11 protein-coding genes are annotated in these 16,664 nt (G+C 69.7%); 3 read left to right on the top strand and 8 right to left on the bottom strand.

Annotation, left to right across the window (positions count from 1 at the left end):
• Positions 1 to 18 precede the first annotated feature (18 nt).
• Positions 19 to 1,011 carry a P1 family peptidase gene (locus tag ACSQ2B_RS11590; protein WP_436049968.1) on the top strand — a complete coding sequence of 331 codons (993 nt, stop codon included), beginning with the start codon at positions 19 to 21 and terminating at the stop codon, positions 1,009 to 1,011.
• Here the strand turns inward: ACSQ2B_RS11590 and ACSQ2B_RS11585 are convergent.
• Genes ACSQ2B_RS11585 through ACSQ2B_RS11560 form a run of 6 tightly spaced genes read right to left on the bottom strand, consistent with a single transcriptional unit; the run spans position 1,008 to position 10,556 of the window.
• The gene (locus tag ACSQ2B_RS11585) at positions 1,008 to 2,603 is read right to left on the bottom strand and encodes an ABC transporter ATP-binding protein (RefSeq protein WP_436049966.1); all 1,596 of its coding nucleotides are present in this window, start codon (positions 2,601 to 2,603) and stop codon (positions 1,008 to 1,010) included. The two genes, ACSQ2B_RS11590 and ACSQ2B_RS11585, sit on opposite strands and share 4 nt — an antisense overlap.
• A gap of 1 nt (position 2,604) precedes the next feature.
• Entirely contained in the window at positions 2,605 to 3,420 is an 816-nt protein-coding gene (locus ACSQ2B_RS11580; protein ID WP_436049965.1) for an ABC transporter permease, read from the bottom strand.
• The gene (locus ACSQ2B_RS11575; RefSeq protein WP_436049964.1) at positions 3,417 to 5,969 is read right to left on the bottom strand and encodes an ABC transporter substrate-binding protein; all 2,553 of its coding nucleotides are present in this window, start codon (positions 5,967 to 5,969) and stop codon (positions 3,417 to 3,419) included. Before ACSQ2B_RS11575 ends, ACSQ2B_RS11580 begins: the two co-directional genes overlap by 4 nt.
• Entirely contained in the window at positions 5,966 to 7,339 is a 1,374-nt protein-coding gene (locus ACSQ2B_RS11570) for a tetratricopeptide repeat protein (protein ID WP_436049962.1), read from the bottom strand. Before ACSQ2B_RS11570 ends, ACSQ2B_RS11575 begins: the two co-directional genes overlap by 4 nt.
• A gap of 50 nt (positions 7,340 to 7,389) precedes the next feature.
• Complete coding sequence (locus ACSQ2B_RS11565) at positions 7,390 to 8,358, bottom strand: alpha/beta fold hydrolase (protein ID WP_436049961.1); 969 nt, start codon at positions 8,356 to 8,358, stop codon at positions 7,390 to 7,392.
• Between the two features lie 11 nt (positions 8,359 to 8,369).
• Positions 8,370 to 10,556 carry a TonB-dependent receptor gene (locus ACSQ2B_RS11560; RefSeq protein WP_436049959.1) on the bottom strand — a complete coding sequence of 729 codons (2,187 nt, stop codon included), beginning with the start codon at positions 10,554 to 10,556 and terminating at the stop codon, positions 8,370 to 8,372.
• A 324-nt stretch (positions 10,557 to 10,880) separates the two neighbouring features.
• Here ACSQ2B_RS11560 and ACSQ2B_RS11555 point away from each other — a divergent pair, with 324 nt between their 5' ends.
• Positions 10,881 to 12,209: an aspartate aminotransferase family protein gene (locus ACSQ2B_RS11555; protein WP_436049957.1), complete on the top strand. Its 1,329-nt coding sequence runs from the start codon at positions 10,881 to 10,883 to the stop codon at positions 12,207 to 12,209.
• 58 nt (positions 12,210 to 12,267) lie between these two features.
• Here ACSQ2B_RS11555 and ACSQ2B_RS11550 read toward each other — a convergent pair whose 3' ends face one another.
• Both ACSQ2B_RS11550 and ACSQ2B_RS11545 read right to left on the bottom strand, forming a co-directional pair.
• Positions 12,268 to 12,924, bottom strand: a complete 657-nt coding sequence (locus tag ACSQ2B_RS11550) for a peroxiredoxin (protein ID WP_436049956.1) — start codon at positions 12,922 to 12,924, stop codon at positions 12,268 to 12,270.
• A 172-nt stretch (positions 12,925 to 13,096) separates the two neighbouring features.
• Positions 13,097 to 13,837, bottom strand: a complete 741-nt coding sequence (locus ACSQ2B_RS11545; RefSeq protein ID WP_436049954.1) for a glutathione binding-like protein — start codon at positions 13,835 to 13,837, stop codon at positions 13,097 to 13,099.
• A 429-nt stretch (positions 13,838 to 14,266) separates the two neighbouring features.
• Here ACSQ2B_RS11545 and ACSQ2B_RS11540 point away from each other — a divergent pair, with 429 nt between their 5' ends.
• Positions 14,267 to 16,657 (top strand): TonB-dependent receptor, encoded by a 2,391-nt coding sequence (locus ACSQ2B_RS11540; protein WP_436049952.1) that lies wholly within the window; start codon positions 14,267 to 14,269, stop codon positions 16,655 to 16,657.
• Positions 16,658 to 16,664: the final 7 nt, after the last annotated feature.

Below are 16,664 nucleotides of genomic sequence, written 5' to 3'. Positions count from 1 at the left end.
GTTTGAAGGATGGCTGCCTTGTATCGCCCCGGTCCGCGCAACCTGATCACCGACGTTCCGGGGCTGAGCGTGGGCAATGCGACGGACGAGGCCGTGCGCAGCGGCGTGACGGCGTTGCTGTGCCCTGGCGGATGGAGCGCCGGCGTCGACGTGCGCGGCGGCGGACCTGGCGTGCGCGAGAGCGAGGCCCTGGCGCCGGAGAACGGCTACGCCAAGGCCCATGCGGTGGTGCTGTCGGGCGGATCGGTGTTCGGCCTGGGCGCGGCGGACGGCGTCACCGCGGTGCTCTCCCAGGCCGGCGAGGGGTTCCGCGTTCGACCGGGCGCGCCGCCGGCGCCGGTCGTCCCCGGCGCGGTGCTCTACGACCTCGGCAATGGCGGCGACAAGGCTTGGGGCGAGGACCCGCCCTACCGACGCCTGGGGATCGAGGCGGCGGCGGCGGCGGGCGAGGCGTTCGAACTGGGCGCGGTCGGGGCGGGGCGCGGCGCCCGGGCCGGCCTGGTCCAGGGCGGTCTTGGCTCGGCCTCGCTGGACCTGGGCGAGGGGCTGATGGTCGGCGCCCTGGCGGCGGTCAATCCCGTCGGGTCGGTGATGATGCCCGATGGCGAGACCTTCTGGGCCTGGCCGTTCGAGATCGACGGCGAATTCGGCGGCCGCATGCCCAGCGGTCGCGTCGAGGCCACCGAGCCGATGCCGGACGCCTCCCGCCTGGCCGGCCAAGGGCGGCTGAGCCCCGGGGTCAACACCACCCTGGCGGTGGTGGCGGTCAACGCCGCGCTCACCTCGGCCGAGTGCCGGCGCCTGGCGATCATGGCCCAGGACGGCCTGTCGCGCGCCGTGCGGCCGGCGCACACGCCGTTTGACGGCGACCTGGTGTTCGCCATCGCCTCCGGCGCCATCGACCTGGGCGACGACGGCGAGCGTCCGCGCCGCATCGCGCGCCTCGGCTCGGCGGCGGCGGACTGCCTGGCGCGGGCGATCGCCCGCGGAGTCTATCTGGCGAGGCCCTAGGCTCGCGCCGCCAGGGCGCGTTCGAGGTTCGGCGTCGCGGCGATCAGCTGGGCTGTGTACGGGTGCTGCGGCCGGGCGAAGACCTCGGCCGTCGGGCCCTCCTCGACGATCTCGCCCGCCTGCATCACCAGCACCCGGTCGGTGAGGCCGCGCACGACCCCCATGTCGTGGGAGACGAACAGATAGGCCAGTCCCAGCTCGTCGGAGAGCCGGGCCAGCAGGGCCAGGACCTCGGCCCGGACGGTGACGTCGAGCGCCGAGACCGCCTCGTCCAGCGCGATGATCGAGGGCTCGGCGATCAGGGCGCGGGCGATGGCGATCCGCTGGCGCTGGCCGCCGGAGAACTGGTGGGGATAGCGATCGGCCGCCGCCGCCGGCAGGCCGACCTGGGCCAGGGCGCGCTCGACCTTGGCGCGGCGCTCGGCGGGCGCGGGCCGGGCGTCCAGCAGGTGCAGCGGCTCGGCGACCAGCCGCTCCACCGTCCAGCGCGGATCGAAGCTGCCGTGCGGATCCTGGAACACCACCTGGATGTGGCGGCGCAGGGCGCGCGGGGCCGCGGGCGAGAACCGCTGGCCGACCAGCTCCACGGAACCGTCCTGCGGGGCTTCCAGCGCCAGCAGGGTGCGCAGCAGGGTGGACTTGCCGCAGCCGGACTCGCCGACCAGGCCGACGATCTCGCCCGGCCGGATCGCCAGGCTGACCCCGGACACGGCGCGGAAGGGGGGCGCCGCGCGCAGCAGCCGGCGGGGGCGGGGATAGTCGCGCACGACGTCCTTGGCCTCGAGCACCGGCGGCGCTGAGAGGTCGGTCGGTCTGCGCCGGACCGGCAGGCGCGTGGCGTCGGCGGCGAGCGCGCGGGTGTAGGGGTGTTTGAGCTCGGCGAAGAGGGCGCCGGTCGGGCCCTGGTCGACGATCGCCCCGTCCTTCATGACGGCCACCTGGTCGGCGATCTCGGCCACCACGGCCAGGTCATGGGTGACCAGCATCAGGGCCGCGCCGTCCTCGCGCACCAGGCGACGAAGCAGGTCGAGGATCTGCGCCTGGGTGGTGACGTCGAGGGCGGTGGTCGGCTCGTCGGCGATGATCAGCCGGGGCGACAGGACGATGGCGATGGCGATCGCCACGCGCTGGCGCTGGCCGCCCGACAGCTCGTGCGGATAGCGGCCCAGCGCAAAGCGCTCGGCGGGCAGGCCGACCCGGTCCAGCGCCTGGCGCGCCGCCTTCAGCGCCTGGCCCCGCGAGCCGCCGCGATGCAGGCGCACGACCTCGGCCACCTGGTCGCCGATGCTCATCACCGGGTTGAGCGCGGTCATCGGCTCTTGGAACACCATGCCGATCTTCGCGCCCCGCAGGCGGCGCAGGTCTTCGTCCGTCAGGCGGGTGAGGTCCTGCCCGTCCAGGCGGATGGCGCCTTCGGCGCGCCCGCCCTGGGGGAGCAGACCCAGGACCGAGAGGGCGGTCATCGACTTGCCGGATCCCGACTCGCCGACCAGGCCCAGGACCTGGCCGGGATCGACGGACAGGGAGACGCCGTTCAGGATCGGCCGGTCGCCGATCGTCGCCCGCAGGTTTTCGATCTCCAGCAGCGCCATCTCAGCGGTCCCCGCTCAGGCGCGGGTCGAGGCGGTCGCGCAGGCCGTCGCCGAGCAGGTTCAGGCCCAGCACGGTAATGACGATGGCCAGGCCCGGGAAGATCGCCTGCAGCGGCGAGAGGCTGATCAGGGTCTGGGCGTCGGCGAGCATCTTGCCCCAGCTGGCGGCCGGCGGCTGGGCGCCGAGGCCGATATAGGACAGGCCCGCCTCGATGATGATGCCGATCGAGAACTGCAGGGTGGCCTGGACGATGGTCAGGCTGGAGAGGCCCGGCAGGATGTGCTCCAGCGAGATCCGCGCCGCGCCCTTGCCGGCCGTTCGCGCCGCCAGGATGTAGTCGCGGGTCCAGAGCGACAGCGCCGCGCCGCGGGCCAGGCGCGCGAAGATCGGGATGTTGAACAGGCCGATCGCCAGCACCGCATTGAGCGCCCCGGGGCCGAGCACGGCGGTGAGCAATATCGCCAGGATCAGGGAGGGAAAGGCGAAGATGACGTCGTTGGCGCGCATCACCAGCTCGTCCACCAGACCGCGTCGCGCCGCCGCCAGCAGGCCGAGGGGCACGCCGACGCCGGCGCCCAGCAGCACCGCCACCAGCGATACGGCGAGCGAGTTGCGCGAACCGACCAGGATCATCGACAGGGTGTCGCGGCCGAAATGGTCGGCGCCGAAGGGGTGGGCGATCGACGGTCCCTGCAGGCGGTGGGCGATGTCGAAGGTCGTGACGTCGTAGGGCGTCCAGGCCAGCGACCCCAGGGCGGCGGCCACGAAGATCGCGCTGATCACGGCGCCGACGAGGAGGCTTGCGGACCGCCTCATGAGCGTCGTCCGCGAAGGCGTGGATCGACGAGCACATAGCCGACGTCGATCAGGAAGTTGGTGGCGACCACGGCGAAGACCAGCAGCATGACGACGCCCTGGACGACGATCAGGTCACGCTGGGTGATGGCCTGCAGGACGAGCCGTCCCAGGCCGGGCAGGAAGAAGACGTTCTCGATGATCACGCCGCCGGCCAGCAGATAGGGGAACTGCAGGCCCAGGATGGTCAGCAGCGGGATCAGCGCGTTGGGCAGGCCGTGGCGCCACAGCGCCTGGCCGGCCGACAGGCCCTTGGCGCGGGCGGTGCGCATATAGTCCTCGCCCAGGGTGTCGATCAGGGCCGAGCGGGTGACGCGGGCGATGATCGCCGCCTGCGGTACGGCCAGGGCCAGGCAGGGCAGGGCGAGCGCCCTGAGCGCCGGCCACAGGCCCGCCTCCCAGCCCGGAAACCCGCCGGCCGAAAACCAGCGCAGGCCCATGGAGAAGCCCATGACCAGCAGGACGGCGAACCAGAAGTTGGGGATCGCCACGCCGATCTGGGTCAGCCCCATGACGGTCGCGTCGGCCGGCCCGCCGCGGCGGGCGGCGGCCAGGGCGCCGACCGGCGCGCCGATCGCCACCGACAGCGCCATGGCCAGCAGGGCCAGCGGCAGGGACACCGCCAGGCGCTCGGCGACCAGGCCGGCCACCGGGGTCTGGTAGGTGTAGCTGAGGCCGAGGTCGCCGCGCAGCAGGCCCAGCACCCAGGCGAGGTAGCGCTCCGGCGCCGAGCCCTCCAGGCCCATCTGGCGCCGCAGATTGGCCACCGCCTCCGGCGTGGCGTTGAGGCCCAGCATGTAGGCGGCCGGGTCGCCGGGCACGACCTGGATGATCGCGAACACCACGACGCTGGCCGCCAGCAGGGTGAGCGCCATGGCGGCGGCGCGCCCGCCCAGATAGGCCGCGCCGAACCGGGCCAACAGGGCCGCGAAGCCCGCAATTGCGGCGAGCGCCGCGCCGACGCCGAGCAGACGGCCTGTCGGGCCGGACTTGGCGACGGCGCTGTCGTCCGCGGCGCCGGGCGCGTCGAAATAGGCGGTGTGCAGGTCCACGATCCGCGTCGGGGAGTTGACCCAGAAGTCCTTCAGCCGGGCGTCGAACACCCCCAGGCGCGGAAACTGGAAGAGAAAGCCGTTGACCGCGTCGTCGGCGATCTTGCGCTGGATCTGCTGCAGGATCGCCGTGCGCTGGCCCTCGTCGGTGGTTGCCTTCAGCGCCGTCATCAGGGCGTGAAACTCGGCGCTGTGATAGCCGAAGTAGTAGTCTGGCCGGTCGTAGATGTCGTAGTCCATCGGCTCGGCGTGGCTGACCACGGTCAGGTCGAAGGCGTGGCGGCCGAGCACCTGGTCGAGCCATTGCGCCCATTCCAGGTTCTCGATCTTCACCTTGATGCCGACCGCCGCCAGCTGGGAGGCGGCGATCTCGCCGCTGCGCCGGGCGTAGTTGGGCGGCGGCAGCTTCATGGTCAGGGTGAATCCGTCGGGATAGCCGGCCTGGGCCAGCAACGCCTTGGCCATGGTGACGTCGTGCGGATAGAGGCCGGTCAGGTCGACATAGGCGGCGTTCTGCGGCAGGAAGTGGCTGCCGATCGGGACGCCATAGCCATACATGGCGCCGTCGATGATCGCCCGGCGGTCGAGGGCGTGCTGGATGGCGCGGCGCACGCGCACGTCGGCCAAGGGGCCGTTGCGGTTGTTGATCGCCAGGATCACCTCGCCCTCGCTGGAGGCCGCGATCACCTTCAGCGACGGATCGGCGCGCAGCTGGGGCAGGTTCTCCGGGGCGGGATAGTCGGCGAAGGCGTCGACGTCGTGGGTCTTGATCGCCGCGAAGGCGGCGGCGGGATCGGCGATGAACTTGAAGGTGACCTGGCGCAGCTTGGCAGGCTCGCCCCAGTAGGCGTCGTTGCGCACCAGGGTCACCGCGTCGCCGCGCCGCCAGCCCTCGAACCTGAAGGGGCCGGTGCCGATCGGCGCGACGGCCAGCGAGGCCGCCGATTTCGGCGAGACCATCACCGCGTCGCCCCAGGCCAGCACATAGATCAGGTTGCTGTCGGCCTGGGTCAGGCGAAGCCGCACCGTGTGGGGATCGATCACCTCGACCTGACGGATGACGCCGAGCGCCTGCTTCTGGACATTGGTCGAGCTGGGCGCGATGGCCCGCTCCAGGCTGAACTTGACGACGCCGGCGTCGAACGGCGTCCCGTCCTGGAAGCGCACGCCGCTGCGCAGGTGGAAGACATAGGTCAGGCCGTCGGGCGAGATCTCCCACCAGGTCGCCAGCAGCGGCTTGATGGCGCCGTCGCGGTCCTGTCGCACCAGGCCTTCGAAGACGTTGGCGTAGACCACCTCGTCGGTGGCCACCGCCGCGCCGGAGGTCGGGTCGAGGTTGGGCGGCTCCAGCTGCAGGGCTAGCGTCAGGCTGTCCTTGGCCAGGGCGGGGCCGGCCGCGCCCAGGAGGACGAGCGTCCAGGCGACCAGGAGCGCGCCGAGCGCCTTCGAAAGCCTCACGCCAGGGCCGCCAGCCGACGCTCGACGCGGGCCCGCGCCTTGGCCGCCTCGCCGGGGAGGCCGAGGCGCTCATAGACGTCGGCCAGGGTTCGGTTGAGCGGCACGCCGTCGGGATCGAAGGCGCGGCGCAACTCCAGCGCCTGCTGGGCCTCGGACAGGCGGCCGGAGCGGATCAGGGCGTCCAGCAAGATCTGTTCGAAGAGGTCGCGCTGGGCGTGGCTGCCGCCGACCTCGATCAATCGCGGCAGGGCGCTGCGCAGGCCCCGCAGGGCCGCCTCGACGTCGCCCCGGGCGTAGGCGACCAGCCCCTCGGCGGCGGGGAGGGCTGCGTCGCGCCAGGCTTCCCGCGTGAACGGCGGAGCCTCCGTCGCCCTCCGGCGCACGGCCTCCAGCAGCGGCCCGGCCTGCGGCCGCCCGGCGCGGGCCAGGCCGTAGAGATACTGCAGCGTCAGGAACGGCTGGACCACGTCCTCGCCGCGCCGGATCAGGTGGTCGGCGAGGTCATTCCAGCGGTCGCCCACGGTCACGCCGGCCAGCTCGAGCCGCGCCAGCAGCGACACCGCGCCGGCCTGATCCTGGGAATAGTCCTTTTCCTGCGTCCAGCAGTGCTGGTCGTAGGCGGCCAGGGCCTGCTCGAACCGGCCCTGGCTGAGATAGAACAGGGCGAGGTGCCACCAAAGATGGGTGTCCATGAAGGAGTTCAGACCCGTCCAGGTGTCGCGCAGGCCTTCGAGGAAGGCCGCGCCTTCGTCGATGCGGCCGCGGGTCAGCATGACGTGGGCCAGGGCGTGCTGGGCCCAGGGCTCCTTGCGCTGCAGGTCGAGGGCGCGGCGGGCCGAGGCCTCGGCCTCGTCCAGCAGGTGGCACTGCTCGTAGGCGAACGCCATCATGCCGTGCAGGTGCGCCACCTCGGCGTTGGCCTCGGCGACGCTGGCGGCGGCGCGCAGCATGGCCGGGGAGTCGCCGCGGTTGAAGTCATGGTACTGGCGCAGCTTCAGGATCAGCAGATCGTGCGGCCAGCGGGCGAGAATGGCGTCGGCGACCGCCAGGGCGCCGGGGATGTCGTCCTCGAACCAGGCGGCCAGGAAGTCGATGTTGGCCTCTTCGCGCGGATGCGCCGTGGGGCGCGCGGCCTGGGCCTTGGCGAGATAGGGCGCGGCGTGGCCGGGACCTTCATGCGATTCCAGCAGCAGCCACAGCATGCCGGCGTAGGCGTTGAGCAGGGCGCTGGCGGGATCGGCGTCGGCGGCGGCGAGGACGCCCGCCGCCCGCGTCTCATAGGCGAGGAAACCGCCGACGAAGTCGTTCACCGCCGCCAGGCCGGCGTCGGTCGAGACGGAGACGGGATTGCCCAGGTAGTCGACGCGCATGGGGGTACTCTAGCGAAGACGGACGCGCCAGCCAGGGCGCGTCCGCCTGGTCACTTGGGGGTCGGATGGTCGGCCAGGAAGGCCGCCACGTCGTCGGCCGTGCGCTGCGGGATCTCCACCTGCGGCAGGTGGCCGACCTTGGGGTAGGCGATCAGCCTGGCGCCTGGGATGCACTGGGCGAACTTGCGGCCGGCCGAGATGTTGATCAGCGGGTCGACCTCGCCGTGCAGCACCAGGGTCGGGACCTTGATCGTCGCCAGCGCTTCCGGGGTCGCCGCGCCGTGCTTGCCGGGCTGGATCGACATCAGGATGGCGCGGTGGCCCGGCGCGCGCTGCAGTTCGGCCCAGCGGTCGATGAAGGCGTCGGTGATCACGGCCGGATCGCCGACCTCGCCGCGCAGGCCCGAGCGGATCAGCGGCTTGTTGTCGATCGATCGCAGGAAGGCCCGACCCCAGGAATATTTCAGGAGCTTGAAGGCCAGGGGCGGCTTGGTCAGCGTCTCCGCAGGCCAGCCGGCGGCGTCCGCCAGGACCAGCGCGCTCAGCCGGTCAGGATAGCGGACCGCTGTCTGCCAGGCGACGCCGCCGCCCATCGAATTGCCGGCGATGGCGAACTTCGGCAGGGCCAGCTTGGCCGCGAGCGCGTCGATCAGGTCGGTGAAACCGTCGGTGTTGGCGACATAGCCGGCCGGCGCGCGGGTCAGGCCATGGCCCGGCAGGTCGATGGTGATGATCCGGTAGCGGTCGGAGAGGCGCGCCACCCAGCCTTCCCACGAGAAGTGGGAGTCGCCGAAGCCGTGGACCAGCACCAGCACCGGCCCGTCGGCCTTGCCCTGGTCGGTGTAGTGCAGGCGCACGCCGCCGGGCAGGTCGGCGTAGCGCGAGGCGGCCGTCGCGTACTTGGCCTCCAGCTTTTCGTAGGGGATGTCGGGACCGCGCAGCAGCAGCCAGCCGACCAGGCCGGCGACCAGCACCAGGGTGACGAGGCCGCCCAGGATCAACAGGAGGGTCTTGAACATGCGAACCTATCCTAGAAGGCGTAGCTGGCGCGGACACCGTAGGTCGCCGGCCGGCCGGCGGCGCCGATCTTGGACGACAGCAGGAAGTAGTTGCGGGTCACGTCGTACTTCTCGTTGAAGATGTTGCGGCCCCATAGACCCAGCAGCCAGGGACCGTCCTTGGGCTGGATCGTCAGGTTGGCGTTGGCCAGCCAGTAGCTGTCGACGTTGAAGTCCTCGCCCAGGAAGGACGTCAGCTTGTCGCGGTAGCTGTAGTCGGTCGCCGCCTGCAGGTCGAAATCGCCCACCGACCAGCTGTAGCTGATCGAGCCGCCGTAGCTCAGCTTCGGGAAGCCGAGATCCTGGCCGGATTTGTCGGTGGTCTGGGCCGACCAGAGACCGGTGACAGGATCCCGCACGGCGGTGGTCGGATCGATGTCGACATAGTCGGTGTATTTGCCCTTCTTGTATCCCAGGGTCTGGTTGATCTGCAGGCCCTGGACCGGAGTCCACTGCAGTTCCAGCTCGCCGCCGTAGATCTCCGACTTGCGCGCGTTGGTGATCCGCCCGATGGCGCCACGCTGAGGGTTGAAGACCACGCCCAGCACCTGCTGGTCCTTGTAGTCATAATAGAAGGCCGAGCCGTTCAGGCGCAGGTTGCGCGCCAGGTCGCCTTTGAAGCCGACTTCGTAAGCGACGAGGATTTCCGGCTTGAAGGCGTCTATCTGCCGGGCCTGCGGCGAGTTGTAGACGGTGAAGCCGCCCGACTTCACGCCGCGGCTGACGTTGGCGTACAGCAGCACCTTGTCGGCGGCCTGGAACTCGACGCCCGCCTTGCCCGACCATTCGTTCAGCGACGTCTCGCGGTCGCCGTCGGTGAACAGCGGCGCGCCGCCGATCTTGGTGGAGAAGTCGATCAGCTCGCGCTTCTCATGCTCGTAGCGCAGCCCCAGGATGGCCTTCAGGCGCGGGGTGATCTTGTACTCCCCTTGGCCGAAGCCGCTTATCGACTCCACGTCCTGGCCGTAGGAAGTGTTGGTGATGAAGCCCAGGCTCTGGGAGAAGTCGGTGAGGAAGACCTCGTCCAGCTTCTGCTTCGAGTAGTAGACGCCGGTCACCCAGTCGAGCGGATCCTTGTCCTTCGAGGCGAGGCGGACCTCCTGGGAGAAGACCTCGACGTCGCTATGCCAGAAGGTGTCGGATTCCGACGAAGCCTTGGCGTCCCAATCGTTGAGCTCGCGGCGCTTGAGCTGGTCGTAGGCGGTGATGCTGGTCAGCTTGGCGAAGGGCAGGGTCCAGCCCACGGTGACCGAGCCGCCGGCCGAGGTGTTGTCGCGCGACGGCTTGGCCTCGGTCCCGACGCCGGCCAGCGCCGCGAAGGTCGGGGAGAAGCCCCAGCCGGTGGCGTTGTACCTGCTGTCGCCGGTCTGGCCCGGAACGTTCAGCAGGTGGAGGCCCTGGCCGTCCGACTCGTCCCGGCCGCCGTGGGCGTTGAGCAGGACGTCGAACGTGTCGGTCGGCGTCCATTCCAGTTGGCCGCGCGCGGCGATGCGGTCGGCGTCGCCGAGCTTTTCGCCGGTCACGCGGTTCTTCTGCCAGGCTCCGCCTTGCTCGGTGACTGCAGAGAGGCGCCCCTTGAGGGTCGCGCTCAGCGGACCCGAGATGTAGCCCTCGACCTTGGCGGCGCCGTAGCGGCCGTATTCCGTGTCGATCCCCGCCGACAGCTTGTCGGTCGGGCGGTTGGTGATGAAGTTGATCGCGCCGCCGGTGGTGTTGCGTCCGTAGAGGGTGCCCTGCGGCCCGCGCAGCACCTCCACCCGGGCGACGTCGAACAAGACGCCCTGGGTCGCCGCCGGAACCGGATAGGCCACCTCGTCGACATAGACGCCGACGGTCGGGGTGTTGTTGGTCGCGTAGTCGTCGAAGCCGACGCCGCGCAGGCGGAACTGCGGCTGGCCGCCGCCGAAGGCGGGGACCACCTCCAGGCTGGGCGTCTGGTACTGAAGTTGGTTGACGTTGGTGACGCCGCGCGCGGCGAGCTGGTCGCCCGAGAGCACCGAGAGCGCCACCCCGACGTCCTGCGCCGACTGTTCGCGACGCTGGGCGGTGACGATCAGCTCCTCCAGCACGGCGCCGTCGGCGGTCTCGGCCCAGGCCCCCGCGGCGAAGGATGCGAGAATGGCGCCGGCGGCGGTCCCGATGAGAAAGCGTTTGATCACTGAACTTTACCCCTTTGTCGGCGTCGCGTGGTCTGCGCCACGGCGAGGCGCCGCCTTCAATTTCGTTGCGCCGAACGCCTATAGATATAGTAGAGTTTGAGAAACGAGTTTTTCTGTCCCCCGCACCAAGCTTCTCTATTCGAATCAGCCAGCTGGAAAGCCAGGGAAGGCATGGGCTTGGGCCGATGTCCGGATGTGGCGCTCGATGAGCATATTCGCCCGGAGGTGGTCGCGTGGACAAAGTTACACGGAGCCGCCCGTGATCGAGGGACAGGGCTTGCTCACGCCCGCGCCGCAAGCAATTGCTGGCGCTGAGAGGACCACATGCCCAACGTCAACGCACAAGACCTCAGCCACTACTGGATGCCGTTCACGGCCAACCGTCAGTTCAAGGCCGATCCGCGCCTGCTCGTGTCGGCGCGCGGCATGTACTACGTCGGCGAAAGCGGCCAGCAGATCCTCGACGGCGCGGCCGGCCTCTGGTGCGTCAACGCCGGTCACGGGCGGCCGGAGATCGCCGAGGCGGTCTCGCGCCAGCTGCTTGAGCTGGACTACGCGCCGTCCTTCCAGATGGGCCATCCCGTGGCGTTCCGGTTCGCCGAAGCGCTCGCCGCGATCGCGCCTGGCGGCGCCGAGGCGGGGCTCGACCGGGTGTTCTTCGCCAACTCCGGCTCTGAGGCGGTCGACAGCGCGCTCAAGATCGCGCTCGCCTATCAGCGGGCGATCGGGCAGGGGACGCGCACCCGGCTGATCGGCCGCGAGCGCGGCTACCATGGCGTCGGTTTCGGCGGGATTTCGGTCGGCGGCCTGGTCAACAATCGCCGCGCCTTCCCGACGCTCGCGGGCGCCGATCACCTGCGCCACACCCACGATCTCGACCGCAACGCCTTCTCGACCGGCCTGCCGGAGCACGGCGCGGACCTGGCCGACGATCTCGAACGGCTGGTGGCGCTGCACGGCGCAGAGACCATCGCGGCGGTGATTGTCGAGCCGGTGGCCGGGTCGGCTGGCGTCCTGCTGCCGCCCAAGGGCTATCTGGAGCGGCTGCGCGCGATCTGCGACCGCCACGGAATCCTGCTGATCTTCGACGAGGTGATCACCGGCTTCGGACGCCTGGGCGCCCCGTTCGCGACAGACTATTTCGGCGTCGTTCCCGATCTGGTCACCGTCGCCAAGGGCATCACCAACGGCGCTGTTCCGCTCGGGGCGGTGTTCGCCAGCCGAAAGGTGCACGACGCCCTGATGACGGGGCCCGAGGCCGCGATCGAGCTCTTCCACGGCTATACCTATTCCGGCCACCCCGTCGCCTGCGCGGCGGGCCTGGCCACGCTGGAGATCTATGAGCGGGAAGGGCTCCTGACCCGCGCCGCCGAGATCGCGCCGCTCTGGGAGGACGCGATCCGCAGTCTCCGCGCCTCCCCCAACGTGATCGACGTCCGCACCATTGGCTTGATGGCGGGGATCGAGCTCGAGTCGCGTCCGGGCGCTCCCGGCGCGCGTTGCTACGACCTCCTGGTCGAGTGCTTCCGCGAGGGCCTGCTGATCCGGGTCACCGGAGACATCATCGCCCTGTCGCCGCCGCTGATCGCCGAGGCCGCCCACATCGAGGAGCTCGTCGAAAAGCTGGGCGACGCCTTGGCGCTCATCGGCTAGGGGCGGCCGTCGCGCGCCCAGGCCGAGCCGTCTTGGCTTCGGCCTCGGCGGTCCGGCGTCAGGGTTGCGCCACGATGCGGATGTAGGGCTTGGGCGCGCGCCAGCCGTCCGGATAGAGGCTCTTGGCTTCGTCGTTCGACACCGACCCGGCGATGATGACGTCCTCGCCCTGCTTCCAGTCCGCAGGGGTGGCGACGCGGTGCTTGGCGGTGAGTTGCAGGCTGTCGATGACGCGGAGGATCTCGTCGAAGTTCCGGCCGGTCGTCATGGGGTAGACCAGGATCAGCTTGATCCGCTTGTCAGGACCGATGACGAAGACGTTGCGAACCGTCTGGTTGTCGGCGGCGGTGCGGCCGGCGGCTCCGCCCTCGACGCCGGCGGGCAGGAGCCCCCAGGCTTTCGAGATGGCGAGATCCGTATCGCCGATCAGCGGATAGTTCACCGCATGACCCTGGGTCTCGGCGATGTCCGCGGCCCAGCGGCTGTGGTCCGCGACGGGATCGACCGACAGGCCGATCACCTTCACCCCGCGCTTGTCGAATTCCGGCTTCAGCCGGGCGACCGCGCCGAGTTCGGTCGTGCAGACCGGCGTGAAGTCTTTCGGATGGCTGAACAGGACGCCCCAGCTGTCGCCGAGCCATTCGTGGAAGTCGATCGGTCCGTCCGTGGTCTCAGCTTTGAAATTCGGAGCGATATCGCCGAATGCGAGCGCCATCCGGATCTCCAGCTTTGCTAATGGTCTACTGATCTCGTGGGAGATGTACGCCTGCCTGGGCGTTAGGCAAGCGCGAAGCCGCCGATTGCGCGCGCTCGCGGGACTGTGATCCGGAGGTCCGGAGCGATCACCGGAAGGGCGCGACGACGAAGGTTGCGGGACGCAGGTCGCATCAGCGCACGCGCTCGAGATCGGGCGCCGGCCGGGCCCGCTGGTTGAACAGGATCTTCTGGCGCCGCGCCTGCTCCTCCGGGGTGACGGTCGCAGGATCCTCCGGTTCGCCGGCCGTGACCGCCAGGCCGCGTTGCACGGCGGGGCGGGCGGAGACCGCCTCGAACCAGCGCTTGACGTGGCGGAACTCGTCCAGGTCGATCCCCTGCTGGGCCCAGGCCGTCGTCCAGGGGAAGGCGGCGATGTCGGCTATGGTGTAGTCCTGGCCGGCCAGATAGGGGCGATCGTAGAGCCGGTTGTTCATCACGCCATAGAGCCGGTGAACCTCGTCGTCGAAGCGTCGCCGGGCGTAGGACTGGTCCCCGGCCTCGGGGCCCAGGCGCGAGAAGTGGCCGCGCTCACCGAATTTGGGCCCCTGGTTGGCCATCTGCCAGACGACCCACTCGACCACCTCGTACTTGGCGGCCTGGTCCTGCTGCGGCCAGAAGCGGCCCTCCTTCTCGGCCAGGTACATCAGGATCGCGCCGGACTCGAAGACCGCGATCGGGTCGCCGCCGGCTTTCGGCGCGTGGTCGAGGATGGCCGGCATGCGGTTGTTCGGGTTGACGGCCAGGAAGCGCTCGCTGAACTGGTCGCCTCGGCCGATATTGAGCGGCGTGATCGCATAGGGGACGCCCAGCTCCTCCAGCAGGATGGCGACCTTCTTGCCGTTGGGCGTGGGCCAGTAGAAGACCTCGATCATCTGCAGTTCCTTTCGCGATCTTCGTCGCCAATCGAAGACGGCGAGCGTGCGGACTTTGATGCTCTTGCGCAGCAGCGCGCCGGGCGGGTCTTCAAGGACCAGGGGTGGCGCAAGGCGTGCGACCGGGCCTCGGAGTTTCCAGCACCTCATATAGGCGGAAATGCCGAGGGCCCCAGGTCGGCGACACGCGATTTCACATTGAATTCGGCAACTTGTCCAATGAGGCTTTCTAATAGCGCCGGCCGAGCTCCGGGGCCGCCGCCACCGTCATGAAGGGCAGGGTGCGGCTTTAAACATACTAAACTGATCGGTTTTATAGAAAAATTCGGCTCCTCTTCCGAAGCGCGAACGATATGTCGGTTTCGCGCGTCGCCTTTCGTCGGTCCACGAAAGCCTGATGCGGTTTTGTAGGGGGGAGTTCCACCATTGATGTCCGCAGAATCTAACGCCGCCTCCGGGCTTGAGCCGCGTGGCGCCGGCGCATCTCGCAGGCGCGCCCTGCTCGGCGCCGCGGCGCTTGCCGTCCTGTTCAGCGGCGTCGCCCGGCCGGCCGCCGCCCAGCAATCCTTGGCTCAGACCGCACCGGAAGCGGGCGTCGCCGCCGCCGCGGAGACCGCGATCGGCGAGCTGGTGGTGACGGCCCGCCACCGGACCGAGACCGCCCAGTCGGTCCCTGCGGCTCTGTCGGTGGTCGGCGGCGATTTCATCGCCAAGACCAACACCACCAACATCGCCCAGCTCGTCCGCTACATCCCAAGCGTCCAGTTCACGGCCTTCAATCCGCGGAACTCCAGCATCAACATCCGCGGGCTCGGCAACGCCACCGGGGTGGCCAGCGACGGCATCGAGCCGGGCGTCGGCTTCTACGTCGATCAGGTCTATTACAACCGCCCGGCGACAGCGACCTTCGACCTGGTGGACATCGCGCAGGTCGAGGTGCTGCACGGCCCGCAAGGCACCCTGTTCGGCAAGAACACCACGGCCGGCGTGATCAACATCACCACCGCCAGCCCGAGCTTCACGCCCCAGGCGAGCGGCGAGATCAGCGGCGGCAACTACGGGTATTTCGTCGCCAAGGGCTCCGTGTCCGGCCCGCTGATCGGCGACACCCTCGCCGGCCGGCTCTCGGTGGCGAGCTCCCAGCGCGACGGCCTGGCGACCAACGATTTCGACGGGAACAAGGTCAACGGCTACCGCAACATCACCGTGCGCGGCCAGTTGCTGTATGCGCCGCAGGATGACCTGAAGGTCCGCCTGATCGCAGACTACAGCCGGCAGAACGCCAACTGCTGCTACCAGGTGCTGGCCGGGATCGTCACGCCGCCGAACGGCAGGAGCTTCGTCAGCTACGCCCAGGCCTTCGGCTACACGCCGGTGGTCGATCACTTCGAGCGCCACGTCAACGCCGACAGCCCGGTCCGTGCGACCCAGGAGACCGGCGGGGTGTCGCTGCAGGCCGAGTGGGAGCTGCCGCACGCCGTCCTGACCTCGGTCACGGCCTGGCGCTTCTGGAACTGGTGGCCGGCCAACGACCTGGACAACAGTCCGCTGTCGATCTTCGCCCAGGCAGGGACCGCCAACTACCAGAACCAGCTGACCCAGGAATTCCGGATCGCCTCGACAGGCCAGAACCGGATCGACTATGTGGCGGGCCTCTTCCTCTACCGCGAACAGATCAAGTCCGCCGCCGTCCAGCGGTATGGAAACGCGGCGAGCTACTTCCTGCTCGGGCCCGCGGTCCCGGCCTTGGCGCTGAACGGCTACGGCTCGAACAGCACCGCCAGCAACAATACTGACAGCTACGCCGCCTTTGGTCAGGCGACCCTTCACCTCACGCCGCAGCTCAGCCTGATCGGCGGGTTGCGCTACACGCATGACAACAAGATCGGCCGCTTCGACCAGACGGTGACCGGCGGCGTTCCGCTCACCGGGCCGCTCGCCGCCCTGGCCGCCGCCCGCAATGCGATCGCCGCCCCGGTGTCGTCGCGCGCCAAGGTCGACGGCGGCAAGGTCTCGGGCCAGGTCGGGGTGTCGTACCAGGCGACCGAAGACGTCCTGGCCTACGCCAACCTCTCCCGCGGCTCGCGCTCGGGCGGGATCAACCTGACGGCGCTTCCGCCCGGGGCGACCGCCACCATCCGGCCGGAGACCATCGACAGCGCCGAGGTCGGGGTGAAGACGCGCTGGTTCGACCGGCGCGTGACGCTGAACCTCGCCGCCTTCCTGCAGCGGGACAAGAACTACATCGGCAATCTGGTGGTCACTGGCACCACCCGGACCTACCTGGCCAACATTCCCAAGGTGGAGTCCAAGGGCTTCGAGGTCGATTTCCGGGCCGAGCCGAACCGGCAGCTCTCGATCTACGCCTCGGCGGCCTACGACGACGCGAGCTACAAATCCTATCCGAACGCGCCTTGCGGGTTGGAGAATGTGCTGAAGACGAGCTGCAGCCTCACCGGGCGGCCGCTCGCCGGCGTGCCGCTCTGGACCGCCGCGGCAGGGGCGGAGTTCCGCTACCCGCTGACCTTCGGCGCTCGGGAAACGGAGGCCTATGTCGGCGTCGACGACACCTTCCGGTCCTCCCTCTACTCCAACGGGAACGAAAGCATCTACAGTCGCCTGCCGAGCCTCAACCTGATCGATGCGCGCCTCGGCGTGCGGGCGGCCGACGGCCGGTGGGATGTCTACGTCTGGGGCAAGAACATCGCCGACAAGAAGTATTTCACCTCGCTCGGCACCGGTCTCGGCAACACCGGCTCGATCTATGGCGCGCTGGGCGATCCGGCGACCTGGGGCGTCACCTTGCGCGGGCGCTACTGAGAAAAAA

The sequence above is a fragment of the Phenylobacterium sp. LjRoot225 genome (assembly GCF_964252855.1).
In the GTDB taxonomy this organism is placed as follows: domain Bacteria; phylum Pseudomonadota; class Alphaproteobacteria; order Caulobacterales; family Caulobacteraceae; genus Phenylobacterium.
This window is presented reverse-complemented; position numbering and strand designations above follow the sequence as displayed.

What these genes read in the sequence shown, in the direction of transcription:
- ACSQ2B_RS11555 (WP_436049957.1), top strand. Translation starts at nt 10,881, where the DNA reads ATGCCCAACGTCAACGCACAAGACCTCAGCCACTACTGGATGCCGTTC.
- ACSQ2B_RS11570 (WP_436049962.1), bottom strand. Translation starts at nt 7,339, where the DNA reads ATGCGCGTCGACTACCTGGGCAATCCCGTCTCCGTCTCGACCGACGCC.
- ACSQ2B_RS11545 (WP_436049954.1), bottom strand. Translation starts at nt 13,837, where the DNA reads ATGATCGAGGTCTTCTACTGGCCCACGCCCAACGGCAAGAAGGTCGCC.
- ACSQ2B_RS11550 (WP_436049956.1), bottom strand. Translation starts at nt 12,924, where the DNA reads ATGGCGCTCGCATTCGGCGATATCGCTCCGAATTTCAAAGCTGAGACC.
- ACSQ2B_RS11580 (WP_436049965.1), bottom strand. Translation starts at nt 3,420, where the DNA reads ATGAGGCGGTCCGCAAGCCTCCTCGTCGGCGCCGTGATCAGCGCGATC.
- ACSQ2B_RS11585 (WP_436049966.1), bottom strand. Translation starts at nt 2,603, where the DNA reads ATGGCGCTGCTGGAGATCGAAAACCTGCGGGCGACGATCGGCGACCGG.
- ACSQ2B_RS11565 (WP_436049961.1), bottom strand. Translation starts at nt 8,358, where the DNA reads ATGTTCAAGACCCTCCTGTTGATCCTGGGCGGCCTCGTCACCCTGGTG.
- ACSQ2B_RS11540 (WP_436049952.1), top strand. Translation starts at nt 14,267, where the DNA reads ATGTCCGCAGAATCTAACGCCGCCTCCGGGCTTGAGCCGCGTGGCGCC.